This is a genomic window from Burkholderia sp. ABCPW 111 (assembly GCF_000773065.1).
Lineage (GTDB): Bacteria > Pseudomonadota > Gammaproteobacteria > Burkholderiales > Burkholderiaceae > Burkholderia > Burkholderia savannae.
In genome coordinates this window covers 20619-38455 of record NZ_JPWT01000050.1, presented here as the reverse complement: position 1 = coordinate 38455, position 17837 = coordinate 20619, and the positions used below count along the sequence as shown (strand labels likewise).

Annotated in this window: 13 protein-coding genes; 8 read left to right on the top strand and 5 right to left on the bottom strand. The window is 69.7% G+C overall.

Features of this window, described 5'->3' with window-relative positions; all coding sequences use genetic code 11:
• The first annotated feature begins 12 nt into the window (after positions 1 to 12).
• Entirely contained in the window at positions 13 to 1695 is a 1683-nt protein-coding gene (locus X946_RS33350) for a pseudouridine synthase (protein ID WP_152611645.1), read from the top strand.
• Positions 1696 to 1867: 172 nt separating this feature from the next.
• Here X946_RS33350 and def read toward each other — a convergent pair whose 3' ends face one another.
• The 5 genes from def to X946_RS06460 all read right to left on the bottom strand — a co-directional run bounded on the left by def (position 1868) and on the right by X946_RS06460 (position 10940).
• Entirely contained in the window at positions 1868 to 2401 is a 534-nt protein-coding gene (gene def / locus X946_RS06480; RefSeq protein ID WP_038744976.1) for a peptide deformylase, read from the bottom strand.
• Complete coding sequence (gene ligA / locus X946_RS06475) at positions 2398 to 4473, bottom strand: NAD-dependent DNA ligase LigA (protein WP_038744973.1); 2076 nt, start codon at positions 4471 to 4473, stop codon at positions 2398 to 2400. Before ligA ends, def begins: the two co-directional genes overlap by 4 nt.
• 519 nt (positions 4474 to 4992) lie before the next feature.
• A complete protein-coding gene (locus tag X946_RS06470; RefSeq protein WP_038744971.1) occupies positions 4993 to 6252 on the bottom strand; it encodes a cell division protein ZipA C-terminal FtsZ-binding domain-containing protein in 1260 nt (419 codons plus the stop codon).
• 81 nt (positions 6253 to 6333) lie between these two features.
• Positions 6334 to 9846 carry a chromosome segregation protein SMC gene (smc, locus tag X946_RS06465; RefSeq protein ID WP_038744968.1) on the bottom strand — a complete coding sequence of 1171 codons (3513 nt, stop codon included), beginning with the start codon at positions 9844 to 9846 and terminating at the stop codon, positions 6334 to 6336.
• Positions 9847 to 9992: 146 nt separating this feature from the next.
• Positions 9993 to 10940 (bottom strand): DMT family transporter, encoded by a 948-nt coding sequence (locus X946_RS06460; RefSeq protein ID WP_038745115.1) that lies wholly within the window; start codon positions 10938 to 10940, stop codon positions 9993 to 9995.
• Positions 10941 to 11189: 249 nt separating this feature from the next.
• Here X946_RS06460 and dapC point away from each other — a divergent pair, with 249 nt between their 5' ends.
• The 7 genes from dapC (at position 11190) to X946_RS06425 (ending at position 17803) form a co-directional block, all read left to right on the top strand.
• On the top strand, positions 11190 to 12407 hold the full coding sequence (gene dapC / locus X946_RS06455) for a succinyldiaminopimelate transaminase (RefSeq protein ID WP_161788642.1): 1218 nt from the start codon (positions 11190 to 11192) through the stop codon (positions 12405 to 12407).
• A 56-nt stretch (positions 12408 to 12463) separates the two neighbouring features.
• On the top strand, positions 12464 to 13303 hold the full coding sequence (gene dapD / locus X946_RS06450) for a 2,3,4,5-tetrahydropyridine-2,6-dicarboxylate N-succinyltransferase (protein WP_038744963.1): 840 nt from the start codon (positions 12464 to 12466) through the stop codon (positions 13301 to 13303).
• The gene (locus X946_RS06445; protein ID WP_052145022.1) at positions 13303 to 13686 is read left to right on the top strand and encodes an ArsC family reductase; all 384 of its coding nucleotides are present in this window, start codon (positions 13303 to 13305) and stop codon (positions 13684 to 13686) included. Before dapD ends, X946_RS06445 begins: the two co-directional genes overlap by 1 nt.
• A gap of 73 nt (positions 13687 to 13759) precedes the next feature.
• The gene (dapE, locus tag X946_RS06440) at positions 13760 to 14899 is read left to right on the top strand and encodes a succinyl-diaminopimelate desuccinylase (protein ID WP_038744961.1); all 1140 of its coding nucleotides are present in this window, start codon (positions 13760 to 13762) and stop codon (positions 14897 to 14899) included.
• 13 nt (positions 14900 to 14912) lie between these two features.
• Positions 14913 to 15836, top strand: a complete 924-nt coding sequence (gene prmB / locus X946_RS06435; protein ID WP_038744960.1) for a 50S ribosomal protein L3 N(5)-glutamine methyltransferase — start codon at positions 14913 to 14915, stop codon at positions 15834 to 15836.
• A gap of 139 nt (positions 15837 to 15975) precedes the next feature.
• Positions 15976 to 17415 (top strand): cardiolipin synthase, encoded by a 1440-nt coding sequence (cls, locus tag X946_RS06430; protein WP_038744958.1) that lies wholly within the window; start codon positions 15976 to 15978, stop codon positions 17413 to 17415.
• A 121-nt stretch (positions 17416 to 17536) separates the two neighbouring features.
• Positions 17537 to 17803 carry a YciI family protein gene (locus X946_RS06425; RefSeq protein ID WP_038745110.1) on the top strand — a complete coding sequence of 89 codons (267 nt, stop codon included), beginning with the start codon at positions 17537 to 17539 and terminating at the stop codon, positions 17801 to 17803.
• The last annotated feature ends 34 nt before the right edge of the window (positions 17804 to 17837 follow it).

The window sequence follows — 17837 nt, the reverse complement described above, 5'->3', positions numbered from 1 at the left end:
ATTTCAGCGTTTATGCGCACAAAATTGACCGTCAAGAATCCGCGACCGGCGACGCCCGGCCGCGCCCCCGTCCGTTCCGGCAGCCTCACCGCGCGCAAGGTCGCGCGGCCCGACGCGAAAGCGGAGGGCGCGAAACCGGCGGCGGCGAAGCCCGCGACCAAGTCCGCCGCGGCGAAGCCGTCGGCGCCGCGCGGCGCGCCGGCCGCCCCGCAAAAGCGCGCGGGCGCGCCCGCGCGCTCCGCTGCGGCGGCGTCCGAAGGCAAGCGCGTCGCGAAGCCGCGCACCGCGCATGATGCCGCCCGTCCGGGCGGCGAACGTGGCGCGGCCAAGCGCGCCGGCGCTCCCGGCGCCGCTGCCGGGGCGCGCGACCGCCGCACCGATGCGAAGCCCGAGCGCCGCACCGCCGATCGTGCCGCGACGCGCGACGCGCGGGCGGCGCGCAGCCCGGATGCGCGCTCGTTCGATCCTGCCGCGCGCGGCCAGGGCCGCGCGACGCGCGAAGGCGCGAAACCCGCCGGCGCACGCGGCCCGGCAGGCGCCAAGTCGAGCGGCGCATCCAGAACCGCGACGCGCCGGCCGGACGAGCGCGCACCGCGCCCGCACGGCCGCACCGCGCGCGATTCGGCGGCGGCGCCGTTCGCGGGCAAAACCACGGCGAGCGGCAAACGCGCGCCGCAGCGCACCGACGATCGCTACGGCGCATCCGCGAAACGCACGCCGTCGCGCGCCGAGCGCACTGCGCGCACCGGCGAACGCGCTGCGCCCCGCGCGAACGCATCCGACAATCGCCGCCCTGCCGTCCGCGCGACGACGGGCTCGCGCCTGAAGGCCGCGCAACCGATCAAGCGCCGCATTGCCGAACCCGGCGAACGCGCCGCACACGTCGAGCGCGGCGACCGAGGTGACCGAGGTGACCGAAGTGACCGAGGTGACGAAACGGGCCTCGTGCGCCTGTCGAAGCGCATGTCGGAACTCGGCCTTTGCTCGCGCCGCGAAGCGGACGAATGGATCGAGAAAGGCTGGGTGCTCGTCGACGGCGAGCGCATCGACACGCTCGGCACGAAGGTGCGCGCCGACCAGCGCATCGAAATCGATTCGAACGCGCGCGCCGCGCAGGCCGCGCAAGTGACGATCCTGCTGCACAAGCCGGTCGGCTATGTGTCGGGCCAGGCGGAGGACGGCTACGCGCCCGCCGCGACGCTCGTCACGCGCGAAAACCACTGGAGCGGCGACCGCTCGCCGCTGCGCTTCTCCCCGCAGCAACTGCGCGCGCTCGCGCCCGCGGGCCGGCTCGACATCGATTCGACGGGCCTTCTGGTGCTGACGCAAAACGGCCGCATCGCAAAGCAGCTGATCGGCGAGCAATCCGACATCGACAAGGAATACCTCGTGCGCGTGCGATTCGGCGAGCGCCTGACCGACATCGAGCATCACTTCCCCGCCGAGTCGCTCGCGAAGCTGCGCCATGGCCTCGAGCTCGACGGCGCGCCGCTCAAGCCCGCGATGGTCAGCTGGCAGAACGGCGAGCAGTTGCGCTTCGTGCTGCGCGAAGGCAAGAAGCGCCAGATTCGCCGGATGTGCGAACTCGTCGGCCTCGAGGTGATCGGCCTGAAGCGCGTGCGGATGGGCCGCGTGATGCTGGGCGCGCTGCCTCAAGGGCAATGGCGCTATCTCGGGCCGGACGAAGCGTTCTGATCGACGCGCGGCCGCCCGCTCGGAGGCCGCAGGCCGCGCATTGACCGCCCGGCTCGCGCCGGCAGGCTTCAAATGAAAACGCCCGCGGCCGCGGGCGTTTTCGCTTTCTGTTTCGCTCCCGGCCGCGTTTGCGCAGCGCGGCAAACCGCGCCGCCGCGGCGCGCCGCGTCAGTCAGTCGTCCGATTGCGCGTCGAGCCCCGGGAACAGCACGTCGGTGAAGCCGAATTTCGAGAAATCGGTGATTCGCATCGGATAGAGCTTGCCGATCAGGTGGTCGTATTCGTGCTGGACGACCCGGGCGTGAAACCCCTCCGCGATCCGCTCGAGCTTCGCGCCGAACTGGTCGAAGCCGCTGTAGCGCACGCGCCGGTAGCGGCTCACGACGCCGCGCAACCCCGGCACCGACAGGCAGCCCTCCCAGCCCTCTTCCATGTCGGGCGGCAAATATTCGACGGTCGGATTGACGAGCACCGTCTCCGGCACGGGCGGCGCCTCCGGATAGCGCTCGCTGCTGCCGAAGCCGAAGATGATCACCTGCAGCCCGACGCCGATCTGCGGCGCGGCGAGCCCGGCGCCGTTCGCGTGATGCATCGTCTCGAACATGTCCGCCACGAGCGCGTGCAGTTCGGGCGTGTTGAATGCTTCGACCGGTCTTGCGACTTCGAGCAGACGCGGATCGCCCATCTTCAGAATCTCGCGAATCATCGCGCGTGGCCCTCCAGGAGTTTGTGCATGCCCTCTTCGTCCAGCACCGGAATGCCGAGTTCCTCGGCCTTCGCGAGCTTGCTGCCCGCGTCGGCGCCCGCGACGACGTAATCGGTCTTCTTCGACACCGAGCCCGCCACCTTCGCGCCCGCCGCCTCCAGCAATTCCTTCGCCGCATCGCGCGTGAGCGTGGGCAGCGTGCCCGTCAGCACGACGGTCTTGCCCGCGAGCACGCCTTGCGGCGCGCGCGGCGCGGGCGGCCCTTCGGGCCACGTCACCTTGCCCGGCGCGCGCAACTGCTCGATCACCGTGCGATTGTGCTCCTCGGCAAAGAACTGGTGAATCGATTCGGCGACGACCGGGCCGACATCGTTGACTTCGAGCAATGCGTCGATCGACGCGTCCATGATCGGATCGAGCGAACCGAAGTGCTTCGCCAGATCCTTCGCCGTCGATTCGCCGACATGGCGAATGCCGAGCGCATAAATGAAGCGCGCGAGCGTCGTATGCTTCGCCTTCTCGAGCGATTCGATCAGGTTCTGCGCGGACTTCTCCGCGAAGCGGTCGAGCTCGACGAGCGTCGAGAAGCCGAGATGGAACAGATCGGCGGGCGTGCGCACGATGTTCTGCTCGACGAGCTGATCGATGATCTTCTCGCCGAGGCCGTCGATGTCGAGCGCGCGGCGCTGCGCGAAATGCCACAGCGCCTGCTTGCGCTGCGCGGGGCAGAAGAGCCCGCCCGTGCAGCGCGCGATCGCCTCGTCCGGCAATCGCTCGATCCGCGATCCGCATTCGGGGCATTCGGTCGGCATCACGAACTCGCGCGCGTCGGCGGGACGCCGCTCGAGCACGGCCGACGCCACCTCCGGAATCACGTCGCCCGCGCGTCGCACGACGACCGTGTCGCCGATCCGGATGTCCTTGCGGCGCACCTCGTCTTCGTTGTGCAGCGTCGCGTTCGTGACGGTCGCGCCGCCGACGAACACGGGCTCGAGCCGCGCGACCGGCGTGATCGCCCCCGTGCGCCCGACCTGCACGTCGATCGCGACGAGCTTCGTCAGCGCCTCCTGCGCGGGGAACTTGTGCGCGAGCGCGAAACGCGGCGCGCGCGACACGAAGCCGAGCCGGTCCTGCTCGTCGCGGCGGTTCACCTTGTAGACGACGCCGTCGATGTCGTACGGCAGCGACTCGCGCTTCTCGCCGACCGCGCCGAAGAAGCCGAGCAGGCCGTCGGCGCCGCGCACGACGGCGCGCTCGCGGTTCACCGGCAGCCCGAGCGTCTCGTACCAGTCGAGCAGGCCGCTGTGCGTGCCGGGCATCTCGAGCCCGTCGAGCACGCCGACCCCATACGCAAAGAACGACAGCGGGCGCGACGCGGTGATCTTCGAATCGAGCTGCCGCAGGCTTCCCGCCGCCGCGTTGCGCGGATTCGCGAATTCGCGCTGGCCCGCCGCGCGTTGACGTTCGTTCAGGCGCGCGAAATCGCGCTTGAACATCAGCACCTCGCCGCGCACGTCGAGCACGCGCGGCAGATGCTTGCCCTTCAACCTGAGCGGAATCGAGCGAACCGTGCGGATGTTCTCGGTGACGTCCTCGCCCGTCGTGCCGTCGCCGCGCGTCGACGCCTGCACGAAACGGCCGTCCTCGTAGCGCAGCGAGATCGCGAGGCCGTCGAACTTCAGCTCGCACGCGTATTCGACAGGCTCGGTCACGGTGCCGGCGAGGTCGGTCGCCTTGTCGAGGCCGTCGGCCACGCGCTTGTCGAACGCGACGACGTCGTCGTCGGCAAAGCCGTTGTTGAGCGACAGCATCGGCGTGTCGTGCACGACCGGCGTGAAGCCGCTCGCGACTTCGCCGCCGACGCGCTGGGTCGGCGAATCGGGCGTGACGAGATCAGGGTGTTCGGCCTCGATTTGCTGAAGCTCGACGAAGAGCCGATCGTACTCGGCGTCGGGCAGCTCCGGCTGGTCGAGCACGTAATAGGCGTAGTTCGCCCGCTCGAGCTCGGCGCGCAGCCACGCGGCGCGCTTCGCCGGCTGGCCGGCGGGCGGTTCAACTGGGGATCGGGCCATGCTGGCGGCACTTTCTCGTGAGAATCATCAAGCGACGATTATCTCAGTTCGAGCCCTTTTCGGCATCGGCTGAATGACCGATAGGAGGCGGGGATCGGGAATCGGGAGATCGGGGAAAATCGAGGGGATCGAGAGAATCGGGGTTCCAATCCCTTGGTTGCGGACGAGAACGCTTCGATGCCTTATGACGAGCGGGCGAAGCAGGCGGGACGCCGTTCGATCGGCTCGACCGCGCACGATGCCGGGACGGGCCGCCGCCCCGACCTCCGCGTCGCGGCGGCGATCGAAAGCCCCGCGGCACCACTATCGCATCGCGCTGCACAAGCCGGCTCGGGCGGGCGGCGGCGCGTCAATCAACAGACTTCGCAAGAATCGACCGAATGGCGCGCGGCCGATGCGAATGGCGCAACACAACCAGCGCGACGCCACGCCCGCAAACCGCGCTCGCGAGCGCAGCAGCAGCAGCAGCGCATCGCGAGCGTGCAAGAACCGCGCCGAAACGAAACCGGCGCGCGGCGCTTACTGGCTGAACAGCCGCCGCGTGACGGGCGAGCCGGCCGGAATCCCCGCCTCTTCGAGCCGCGCGTACAGCTTCATCAGTTGCTGCTCGATCGCGAGCAGCGTCGATTCGGGCAGCGGCCGGCGCTGGTCATCGACGACGCGCGCGCCGATCCGCTCGGAGAGCGACTTCGCGTAATCGCACATCAGCCGGAACGGCAGGATGTCCTCGTCGGCGACGGGCACGTCGAGCACGAGCGTGATCAGGTTGCCGCCCTTGTACGTGAGATCGTCGCGCAGGAAGTTCGTGTCGCCGAACTGGAGCATGAAGACGGGGTTCTGCTTCGCGTCGAGCTTCACGAAGCGCGTGCCGTCGCGCGACAGCAGCAGCCCGTCCTGCGACGCGACCGCCTGCACGTAGTTCGCCGACCACGGCGCGCCGTCCGACATCACGTTGATCGACAGTTGCGCATCGCACTGCGCGGCGAAGCCGTCGAGCTCGCGCGCCATCGACACCGTTTCCATCATGTCCGGGAATTCGGGCGCGCCGTCGATCGCGTCCGCGAACTGCTGAACGCCCGTCACGAATTCGGAGAACTCGAGCTCGTTGAGCGGGCCGCTGCGGTTCGCGAGCTGCGCGGCCGCGCGCAGCTCTTCGTAGCGCACGCCGTTTTGCAGCAGTTCCCACGCGTCGCCGCCCTCCGGCTTGCCTTCGATATGCACCGGCTTGCTGCCCGCGCGGCGCAGCCGCTGCGCGGCGGGCAGGATCTTGTCGCCCGCGAGCGGGCCCGCGAGGCGGATCGGCACGATGCAGTCGATCCGGCGATCGACGACCGCGGGCGGCGCCGCGGAGATCGTCGTCGCGGCGGGCAGCACCGGCTCGACCGGCTCGTCGTGCGCGAGCGCCGACGCGGCCTCGACGGCCTCGCCGCCGCCCGTCGTCTCGACGGCGGGCTCGACCGCGCCGTTCGCGACGGTCGCCTCGGCCTGCAGGTCGGCCGGCGTGTCGGCGGGCGCCACGCCGCCGAACGTCGGCTCGACGCGCGCCGCGCCGTCGCTTTGCGCGCACGCCGCGGCATCGCGGCGCGCCGGCTGCCGCACCGGCTCGATGAAGGGCGCGTCGTCGTCGCGCTCGTGCCGCGAGGCGGCCTCGGCCGCCTCGGACGGCATCGGGCGCGGCATCCTGCGGCGCACCTTCGCCCCCTGCCACGCGTTGTAGACCACGACGCCGCCCACCACGACGGCGCCCGCGCCGATCAACCCGAGTGTCAACTCGTCCATGCAAGCTCCATCCAATTCTTTTTCATTGGGCTCGCGGGCGGGCGCCCTTGCGCCGCGCGCCCGCGAGCCATTCGTCAAACGTCAATTCTGGGCAAAACCCGCGGCGGTTTCCATGTCCACCGCGACGATCCGCGACACGCCCTGCTCCTGCATCGTCACGCCGATCAGCTGCTGCGCCATCTCCATCGCGATCTTGTTGTGCGAGATGAAGAGGAACTGCGTCTTGCTCGACATCGCGCGCACGAGGTTCGCGAAGCGCTCGGTATTGGCGTCGTCGAGCGGCGCGTCGACCTCGTCGAGCAGACAGAACGGCGCCGGATTCAACTGGAACATCGCGAACACGAGCGCGGTCGCCGTCAGCGCCTTCTCGCCGCCCGACAGCAGGTGAATCGTCGCGTTCTTCTTGCCGGGCGGCTGCGCCATCACCTGCACGCCGGCGTCGAGGATCTCGTCGCCCGTCATGATGAGCTTCGCCTGGCCGCCGCCGAACAGGCGCGGGAACAGATCGCTGAAATGACGGTTCACTTCGTCGAAGGTCGCCTGCAGCAGCGTGCGGGTTTCCTGGTCGATCTTGCGGATCGCGTCCTCGAGCGTCTCGATCGCGTTCGTCAGGTCGGCCGATTGCGCGTCGAGGAACACCTTGCGCTCGCTCGACGCCGCGAGCTCCTCGAGCGCCGCCATGTTGACGGGGCCGAGCGCGCTGACCGCGTTGTTGATCCGCGTGACCTCGCCCTGCAGGTACGACGGCTTCATGTCCGGCGCGAGCTTCTCCTTGAGCGCGGCCTCGTCGACCTCGGCCGCCGCGAGCTGCTCGGCGAACTGCTCGCCCGTCATCCGCGCCGCCTGCTCCTTCAGTTGCAGCTCGGTGATGCGCTCGCGCAGCGGCTGCAGCGAGCGCTCGGCGGCGAGACGCGTCTCGTCGGCCGCGCGCAGCTTCGCGGTCAGGTCATCGAGCTCCGCGCGCGCGGCGCCGAGCGCCTGCTCCTTCGCCGCGCGCACTTCGAGCGCGTCCTGCAGGCCGGTGTGCGCGGTCTGCTCGTTGATCGTCTCGAGCTCCGCGCGCGCGTCCTCGAGCGATGCGGCGACGCGCTCGCTCTGGTCGTGCGCGACCTGGATCGTGCGCTTGAGCTCGTCGATCCGGTTAGCCGACTGGCGCGCGGCGAAGCGCGCGTCGGTGGCCGCGCGCTCGAGCTCGCGCGCTTCCTGGCGTGCGTTCGTCAGCGTCTCGTCGAGCGACTCGAACGCAAGCTGGTTGTCCTCGAAGCGCGCCTGCAGCTCGGCGAGCTCGGCGTCGTGGCGCTCGAAGTTCGCCTCCGACTCCGCGCGCAGCGCGCGCTGCTCTTCGATCTGCGCGCCGATCTCCTCGAGCTCCTCGCGAATCTGCGTGCTGCGCTGCGTGTAGCGCTCGTGCGCCTGCGCAAGCTTCAGCACGTCCATCTGCAGCGCATGCACGCGCTGCGTCGCGCGCTCGGCCTGCGCGCGAACTTCGGTCAGCGCCTGCGACGCCTGCGTGTGCGCCGCTTCCGCACGGATCGCCGCCGCCTTCGCTTCGTCGGACAGGAGCGCCTGCGCGCGCACCTGACGCGCCAGGTTCTCGATTTCCTGCGCGCGCGCAAGCATCCCCGCCTGCTCGGAATCGGCCGCATACAGCTGCACGCCCGAGCGCGTGACGACGTGGCCCGCCTTCACGACGAACGCGCCGCCCTGCGGCAACTGCGCGCGCGCGGCGAGCGCCTGCGTGAGATCGTCGGCGACGAACACCGCGCCGAGCCAGTCGTTGAGCACCGCGCGCAGGCCCGCATCGTCGATCCGCACGAACGACAGGAGCGGCCGCAACGCGCCTGCGGCGGCGAGCGGCTCGCCCGCGGCGGGCGGCGCGTAGAACGCGAGCTTCGCGGGCGGCGCGTCGGTCGCGAACGCCTTCACCCAGTCCAGATTCGACACCTCGAGCGCCGCGAGCCGCTCGCGCAGCACCGCCTCGAGCGCGGTTTCCCAGCCGGCCTCGACGTGCAGCTTCTTCCACAGACGCGGCAGCGCGCCGAGCTCGTGCTTGTCGAGCCAAGGTTGAATCTTGCCTTCCGTCTGCACGTTTTCCTGCAGCTGCTTGAGCGCGGCGAGCCGCGCTTCGAGCTGATGGATCTGCGCGCTTTCGGCCTGCACGCGCTCGTGCGCCGCGCGGCGCTCCGCGTCGAGGCGCGGCAGCGTCTCCTGCGCGTCGGCCAAGCGCGCCTGCGCTTCGGCAAGAATCTCCTCGTGCTCGGCGAGCTGCATGCGCAGTTCCTCGAGCTGCGCCTCGTCCGGCGCGTCGAGACCGCCCGCCTCCGCCTTCAGGCGTTCGTGGCGCTGCTGCAGCTGCTGCAGCTGCTGATCGGCGTTGCGCTGGTGTGCGGCCTCGAGCTTGAGCGCCTGCTCGGTCTGCGCGATCCGGCCGCGCTCGTCGTTCAGGCCCGTCTGCGCGTCGCGCCAGCGCGCCTCGAGCGCGGGCAGCGCGTCGTGCTTCGCGGCCGCGTCGTCCTCGGCGAGCGCCGCCTTTTCCTCGGCGATCGCGCGCGCCTCTTCCGCTTGCTCGATGTCGCCCTGCGCCTTGTCGGCCTGCGCGCGCCATTGCTCCTGCTGCGCGACGAGCGCCGCGATCTGCGCCTGCACGCGGTTGCGCGATTCGACGATGAACTTGATCTCGGCCTCGAGCCGGCTCACCTCGGCGTTCGCCTCGTAGAGCGCGCCCTGCGCGCCCTGCATCGCGTCGCTCGCCGAGTAGTGCGCGACGCGCAGCGTCTCGAGCTGCGCCTCGACTTCGCGCAGCTTCGCGGTCTGCGCGTCGAGCTCGATCTGCGCTTCGCCGATCGCGCGACGCTGCTTGTCCTGCTCGGCCGCCGCCTCGTTCTTGCGCAGCAGCCACAAGAGGCGCTGCTTCTCCTCGCCGTCGGCGACGAGTTCCTTGTACTTGGTCGCGACGACCGCCTGCGCCTCGAGCTTCTCGAGATTCGCGCCGAGCTCGCGGATGATGTCCTCGACGCGCGTCAGGTTCTCGCGCGTGTCGTGCAGCCGGTTCTCGGTCTCGCGGCGGCGCTCCTTGTACTTCGACACGCCCGCCGCCTCTTCGAGGAACACGCGCAGTTCCTCGGGCTTCGCCTCGATGATCCGCGCGATCATCCCCTGGCCGATGATCGCGTACGCGCGCGGCCCCAGGCCCGTGCCGAGGAAGATGTCCTGAATGTCGCGGCGGCGCGCGGGCAGGTTGTTGATGTAGTAGCTCGACGTGCCGTCGCGCGTGAGCACGCGCTTCACGGCGATCTCGCCGTACTGGCCCCACTGGCCGGCCGCGCGGCCGTCGGAGTTGTCGAAGATCAACTCGACGCTCGCCCGGCTGCCGGGCTTGCGGGTGGTCGAGCCGTTGAAGATCACGTCCTGCATCGATTCGCCGCGCAGCTCGGACGCGCGCGATTCGCCGAGCACCCAGCGCACGGCGTCGATGATGTTGGATTTGCCGCACCCGTTCGGGCCCACCACGCCGACCAGTTGACCTGGGACCTGGAAGTGCGTGGGATCGACGAAAGATTTGAAGCCAGCGAGTTTGATCGAGCTCAGACGCACGGCGGTATCGGTGGTAAAGAGTGTGAAACGGTTCGGAGCCTGCGTTGCGCGTTGCGATTCGGCCTAAAGGCCCACGCGCGCCGCATGCCCAAGATTCGAAAAACGGGGCCGTGCTGTCAAGCAGTCGGCCCCGCGAATGGGGCCAATCATACCATCGCGCGCGCGCCGTCCCGCGGCTCGCGCGGTTCGTCGTCGGCCGGGCGGGCACGGTGCACGCGGCTCGACAGCAAGGTCGCGACGACGATGCAAAGGCCGCCCGCCCATTCGCGCGCGGTGGGCACTTCGTTGGCAAAAAGCCACGCCGACAGCGCGGTGACGACGATCTCGAACAGCATGATGATCGACGCGCGGTTCGCCGGCACGCGCGCGAGGCCGTGCTGAACAAGCATGTTGTTCGCCGCGACCGTCACGCCGATCCCGACGACGAGGAGCGCCGCGAAGCCGAGATCGCCGCCCGCGGGCAGCGGCGGCAGCCCCTCGACGAACGACGCGACGACGCCCATCGCCGCCGCGCCGCCGAAAAGCGTCGCCGTGCGCATCTCGGGCTTCATCCGCGGCAGCTCGCGGCTCGCCTTGACGACGAGCACGTTGCTCATCGCGAAGCTCATCCCGGCCGCGAGCCCCGCCCATTCGGCCGGATTCGCCGGCAGCGGCACGCCGAGCCGCGGCGACCACAGCATCAGCATCGCGCCCGCGAGCGACAGCGCGGCGAGCGCCGCGCCCGCCACCGTCAGGCGCTCGCGCAGGATGAAGTGCGCGTAGATCGCGGTCCACGCGGGCGTCAGATAGAAAAGCAGCATCACGCGCAGCACCTCGCCGTGGATCGTGCCCCAGACGAAGCCGAGATTCGTCACGCCCGCGGCCGCGCCGAGCGCGGGCAGCAGCCAGTGCCGGCGGAGCGTCGCGATCGACTTGCGCCGCACGACGAGCACGAACGCGCAGGCGACGACGCTCGTCGCCGCGCTCGCCGCCGTGCCCGTCACGCCGAGCGCCGCCAGCAGGCGCAGCGGATACCAGATCAGGCCCCATACCGACGCGCCGACCAGAATTGCGAGCGTCGGCCAGGCGGCGCCCCCTCGTCCATTCATTTGCAAACCGAACCTCTCGTTCCTTCCCGGGACGGCGCCGCGGCACGCGCCGCGCGTTCCGCCGTCCGATGTCACGCTATAATCGTGCGCCGTCGCCGCGCCCAACAGGCCGGCACGCCGGCATCTCGCGCCGCGACCCGCCGCGCCCTGCTTCGCCCGCGCCCGGCTGCGCCAGCCGCGCCCCAGTTTCGCGCCCGTTTCGCTTAAACCGGCCCGTCCGATCGGCCACCTACCGGCTCCGTGAGCCCCACGCCCGTGAATCCTCGTCTCGACACGCTCCAGCCCTATCCGTTCGAAAAGCTCCGCGCGCTCTTTGCCGGCGTGACGCCGAGCGCGCATCTGCCGCCGATCAGCTTCGGCATCGGCGAGCCGAAGCACGCGACGCCCGCGCTGATCCGCGAGGCCGCCGCGGCCGCGCTCGACGGCCTCGCGTCGTATCCGGCGACGGCGGGCACCGACGCGCTGCGCGAGGCGGTCGCGCAGTGGCTCGCGCGGCGCTACGGGCTGCCCGCGATCGACGCCGCGACGCAGGTGCTCGCCGCATCGGGCTCGCGCGAGGCGCTCTTCTCGCTCGCGCAGGCGGTCATCGATCCGAGTCCGCGCCAAAACGGCGAAAGGCCGATCGTACTCTGTCCGAATCCTTTCTATCAAATCTACGAAGGCGCGACGCTTCTCGCGGGCGCCGAGCCGTACTTCGTCAACAGCGATCCGGCGCGCAACTTCGCGCCCGACTATTCGGCCGTGCCGGCCGACGTGTGGGCGCGCACGCAGCTCGTCTACGTGTGCTCGCCCGGCAATCCCACGGGCGCCGTGCTCACGCTCGACGACTGGCGCGAACTATTCGCGCTGTCGGACGAGCACGGCTTCGTGATCGCATCGGACGAATGCTATTCGGAAATCTACTTCGACGAGGCGAAGCCGCCGCTGGGCGGCCTCGAGGCGGCGCACAAGCTCGGCCGCGGGTTCGAGCGCCTCGTGATGCTGTCGAGCCTGTCGAAGCGCTCGAACGTGCCGGGCATGCGCTCGGGCTTCGTCGCGGGCGATGCGGCGATTCTCAAGCGCTTCCTGCTGTACCGCACGTACCACGGCGCGGCGCTGTCGCCCGTGTGGCAGAAGGCGAGCGTCGCCGCCTGGAGCGACGAGGCGCACGTGCGCGAGAACCGCGCGCTCTACGCGCAGAAATTCGCGACCGTCACGCCGATGCTCGCCGACGTCGTCGACGTGCGCCTGCCCGACGCCGCGTTCTACCTGTGGGCGAACGTCGCGCGAACCGGCCTGTCGGATACCGAGTTCGCCCGGCGCCTCTACGCCGACTATAATGTGACGGTCCTGCCCGGCTCGTATCTCGCCCGCGACGCGCACGGCGCGAATCCCGGCCGCGACTTCGTCCGGATCGCGCTCGTCGCCGGCACGGCCGAATGCGTCGAGGGCGCACGGCGCATCGTCGATTTCTGCCGCGGCCTCGCCCGCTGAACGCGCGCCGAGCGCCCCCGATTCATCCATCATTCACGTCCAGCATAGCCACGAACATGTCGCAACAACTTCAGCAAATCATCGATAACGCCTGGGAAAACCGCGCCGAGCTCTCGCCGAAGGCCGCGTCCGCGGAGATCCGCGAAGCCGTCGCGCACGCGATCGAGCAGCTCGACCGCGGCGCGCTGCGCGTCGCCGAGAAGATCGACGGCGAATGGACCGTGCACCAGTGGCTGAAGAAGGCCGTGCTGCTGTCGTTCCGCCTCGAGGACAACGCGCCGATGCCGGCGGGCGGCGCAGGTGCCATCTACACGCAGTTCTACGACAAGGTGCCGTCGAAGTTCGCGAACTACACGGCCGAAGACTTCGCCGCGGGCGGCTTCCGCGTCGTGCCGCCGGCGATCGCGCGCCGCGGCTCGTTCATCGCGAAGAACGTCGTGCTGATGCCGTCGTACACGAACATCGGCGCGTACGTCGACGAAGGCACGATGGTCGACACGTGGGCGACGGTCGGCTCGTGCGCGCAGATCGGCAAGAACGTGCACCTGTCGGGCGGCGTCGGCATCGGCGGCGTGCTCGAGCCGCTGCAGGCGAACCCCGTCATCATCGAGGACAACTGCTTCATCGGCGCGCGCTCGGAAGTCGTCGAAGGCGTGATCGTCGAGGAGAATTCGGTGATCTCGATGGGCGTGTACCTCGGCCAAAGCACGAAGATCTACGACCGCGAAACGGGCGAAGTGACGTACGGCCGCATTCCGGCCGGCTCGGTCGTCGTCGCGGGCAACCTGCCGTCGAAGGACGGCACGCACAGCCTCTACTGCGCGGTGATCGTGAAGAAGGTCGATGCGAAGACGCGCGCGAAGGTCGGCCTGAACGAACTGCTGCGAGGCGACTGATGGCGGGCGCAAACGGCACCGCTGGCACCGCCGGCACCGTCGTCTACGGAATCCCGAACTGCGATACCGTGAAGAAGGCCCGCACGTGGCTCGAATCGCGCGGCGTCGCGTTCGCGTTCCACGATTTCAAGAAAGCGGGCGTGAGCGCGCCGCTCGTCGAGCGCTGGCTGAAGGACGTGCCGCTCGATGCGCTCGTCAACCGGCGCGGCACGACGTGGCGCGCGCTCACCGACGAGCAGAAGGCCGCGGCCGAATCGGAAGCGGGCGCGATCGCGCTGATGATCGACAAGCCTTCCGTGATCAAGCGGCCCGTCGTCGTCGTCGACGGCCGCGTGAAGGCGCTCGGTTTCTCGGCCGACGAATACGCGGAGCTGTTCGCCTGAGCCGCGCGCGCCGCCGCCCCCAACATGCTGCCGGCCTGCGCGCCGGCATTTTTTATCGAAAGTGGTCCGAATCATGTCCGCCACCCTTGCCCTCACCGAACAACTGATCGCGCGCGCGTCCGTCACGCCCGACGATCAACATTGCCAGCATCTGATGATCGAGCGCCTCGCCGCGCTCGGCTTCGAGTGCGAAACGATCGCGTCGCACGGCGTGACGAATTTCTGGGCCGTCAAGCGCGGCGCGGCCGGCCGCGAAGGCAAGCTGCTCGCGTTCGCGGGCCATACCGACGTCGTGCCGACCGGCCCGCTCGAGCAGTGGAGCTCGCCGCCCTTCGTGCCGACGCATCGCGACGGCAAGCTGTACGGCCGCGGCGCGGCCGACATGAAGACCTCGCTGGCGGGCTTCGTCGTCGCGGCGGAGGAGTTCGTCGCCGCGCATCCGCAGCATCGCGGCTCGATCGGCTTCCTGATCACGAGCGACGAGGAAGGCCCGGCGACGGACGGCACCGTGAAGGTCGTCGAAGCGCTCCAGGCGCGCGGCGAGCGGCTCGATTACTGCATCGTCGGCGAGCCGACGTCGACGGCAACGCTCGGCGACGCCGTGAAGAACGGCCGGCGCGGCTCGATGTCGGGCGAGCTCGTCGTCAAGGGCGTGCAAGGCCACATCGCGTATCCGCATCTCGCGAAGAATCCGATCCACCTGCTCGCGCCGGCGCTCGCCGAGCTCGCGGCCGAGCAATGGGACGAAGGCAACGAGTATTTCCCGCCGACCACCTGGCAGGTGTCGAACCTGCGCGCGGGCACCGGCGCGACGAACGTGATCCCGGGCCACGCGGATCTGCTGTTCAACTTCCGCTTCTCGACGGCGAGCACCGTCGAAGGCTTGCAGGCGCGCGTGCACGCGATCCTCGACAAGCACCAGCTCGACTATGCGCTGAACTGGTCCGTGAGCGGCCTGCCGTTCCTCACGCCGCGCGGCGAGCTGTCGGACGCGCTCGATGCGGCGATCCGCGCGGAGACCGGCATCTCGCCCGAGCTGTCGACGACGGGCGGCACGTCGGACGGCCGCTTCATCGCTCGCATCTGCCCGCAGGTGATCGAATTCGGGCCGCCGAACGCGAGCATCCACAAGATCGACGAGCACATCGAAGTGCGCTTCGTCGATCCGCTGAAGAACGTGTACCGCCGCGTGCTCGAACAACTGATCGCTTGACGAAGGGCGCCCGATGACGACCTCCCCCTCCCCGTTCCGGACCGTCCGCGACCTCGTGCGCTACGCGGTGTCGCGCTTTTCGAAGGCGAAGCTCGCGTTCGGCCACGGCTCGGACAACGCATACGACGAAGCCGTCTATCTCGTGCTGCACACGCTGCACCTGCCGCTCGACACGCTCGAGCCGTTCTTCGACGCGCGCCTCGCGCCCGACGAGATCGACGCGGTGCTCGCCGTGATCGAGCGCCGCGCGGCCGAGCGCGTGCCTGCCGCATACCTCACGCGCGAAGCGTGGATGCACGGCCATCGCTTCTACGTCGACGAGCGCACGATCGTGCCGCGCTCGTTCATCGGCGAGCTGCTCGACGACGGCCTGCAGCCGTACATCGAGGACCCCGAGTTCGTCGGCTCGGTGCTCGAGCTGTGCACGGGCTCCGGCTGCCTCGCGATCCTCGCCGCGCTCGCGTTTCCGAACGCGAGCGTCGACGCGGTCGACCTGTCGGCCGACGCGCTCGAAGTGGCGAAGATCAATCGCGGCGACTACGGGCTCGACGAGCGGATCACGCTCTACCACGGCGATCTCTACGCGCCGCTGCCGCAGTTCAAATGGATCGATCCCGAGCAGCGCTACGACGCGATCATCACGAATCCGCCGTACGTGAACGCGGCGTCGATGTCCGAGCTGCCCGCCGAGTACCGGCACGAGCCGGAAATGGCGCTCGCGGGCGGCGCGGACGGAATGGACATCGTGCGCCGCATCATCGGCGAAGCGCGCCGCTGGCTGAAGGACGACGGCGTGCTCGTCGTCGAGATCGGCAACGAGCGCGAGAACGTCGAGGCGGCGTTCGGCGGCCTCGATCTCGTCTGGCTGCCGACGAGCGCGGGCGACGACTGCGTGTTCCTGATCCACGCGAGCGCCCTGCCCGCCGTCGCCGGCTGATCTCGCGCCCTCCCTGGCAGCCGGCCGTGCCCCGGCTCGCAAGGGAATGGCCGTTGCCGCGCACGCTTCGGTAAGATGCGCGTAAGCGGCAGCCGGTCGCGGCGCGCCGCGTGGCCTTCCTCAGGAATCCAACGCGCTCATGACCCTCGACTGGCTTCATCTCGGCACCTTCATCGGCCTCGCGCACGTGCTCGGCGTGATCGCGGCCTGCCATGCGATCCTGAACACGCGCACGTCGCAAGGCGCGATCGCATGGGCGGTGTCGTTGACCGCGATGCCGTATCTGACGCTGATCCCGTATCTGTTCCTCGGCCGCAGCAAGTTCTCCGGCTATGTCGACGCGCGCCGCCACGAGACCGAGGCGCTGCGCACACGCGCGCATCCGGCGCCGTGGAGCGCCGAGGGCTCGACGCTCGGCGCGCCGAAGGACGCGCTCGGCCTCGCGCGCGTGCGCGCGCTCACGCGCCTCGTCGGCATGCCGTTCCTCGCCGGCAACGCAGTGCGCACGCTCGTCAACGGCGACGCGACGTTCTCCGCGATCCTCGCGGCGATCGACGCCGCGCGCAGCTACGTGATCGTCCAGTTTTTCATCGTTCGCGACGACGCGCTCGGCGCGATGCTGCGCGATACGCTGATCGCGCGCGCGCAGGCGGGCGTGCGCTGCTATCTGCTGTACGACAGCATCGGCAGCTTCGATCTGCCGTCGAGCTACGTGCACGCGCTGCGCGAGGGCGGCGTCGAGGTGCATCCTTTCGCAACCAACAAGCAGTTCGTCAACCGCTTTCAGCTCAACTTCCGCAATCATCGGAAGATCGTCGTCGTCGACGGCGAGCGCGCGTTCGTCGGCGGGCACAACGTCGGCGTCGAATATCTCGGCGGCAATCCGCGCCTGTCGCCGTGGCGCGACACGCACATCGAAGTGCGCGGCCCCGCGGTCGCGAACATCCAGTATGTGTTCGCCGAGGACTGGCACTGGGCGACGCAGTCGCTGCCGCCGCAGGCGCCGCCGCCCGCGCCCGTCGCCGACGCCGACATGCACTGCCTCGTCGTGCCGATGGGCCCCGCCGACAAGCAGGAGACGGGCTCGCTCTTCTTCGCGGAGGCGATCAACGCGGCGCGCGAGCGCGTGTGGATCACGACGCCCTACCTCGTGCCCGACGAGGCGGTGATCTCGGCGCTCAAGCTCGCGGTGATGCGCGGCGTCGACGTGCGGGTGCTGATCCCGAGCCGGCGCGATCACTATGTCGTGTTCGAGGCGTCGAAGCTCTATGCGCGCGATCTCGTCGACGCGGGCGTGCGGATCTTCCGCTACCGGCCCGGCTTCCTGCATCAGAAGGTCGTGCTGATCGACCGCGCGGCGGCGGCCGTCGGCAGCGCGAACCTCGACAACCGGTCATTCCGGCTGAATTTCGAGATCATGGTGCTGACGGTCGACGAAGGCTTTGCGGCCGAAGTCGAAACGATGCTCGAGCGCGACTTCGGCAACGCGTTCGAAGTGGATCTGAGCGAGTATCGGCGCTCGCCCGCGTGGCGGCGCGTCGCGATGCATGTCGCTCGGCTGTTCGCGCCGATCCTCTGACTGGGCGCAGGGCGCGCGGCGCGGCAAGGCAAGGCGCGCACGCGAACGCCGCGCGCCGTGGGCGCCGAAGGTGCCGAAGGCATCGAAGCGCATCCGTTCGAACGAAGACGGAGACTTGCCGATGAAATGCGTGATGTTCTATCAGACGGCGCCGGACGGCCTCGCGAAAGCCGCCGAGCTCGGCCCCGCGCACGTCGCGCGGCTACGCGAATTCCACGCGCGCGGCGTGCTGCTGATGGCCGGGCCGTTCGCCGATCCCGCGCAAGGCGCGCTCGGCATCTTCACGAGCCGCGACGCCGCCGAGGAATTCGTGAGCGGCGATCCCTTCGTGACGGGCGGCGTCGTGAGCGGCTGGACGCTTCAGGAATGGAAGGAAGTGCTGGCCTAGCCGTTCGGCGCGCGACGAATGGGTGTCGGCGCGT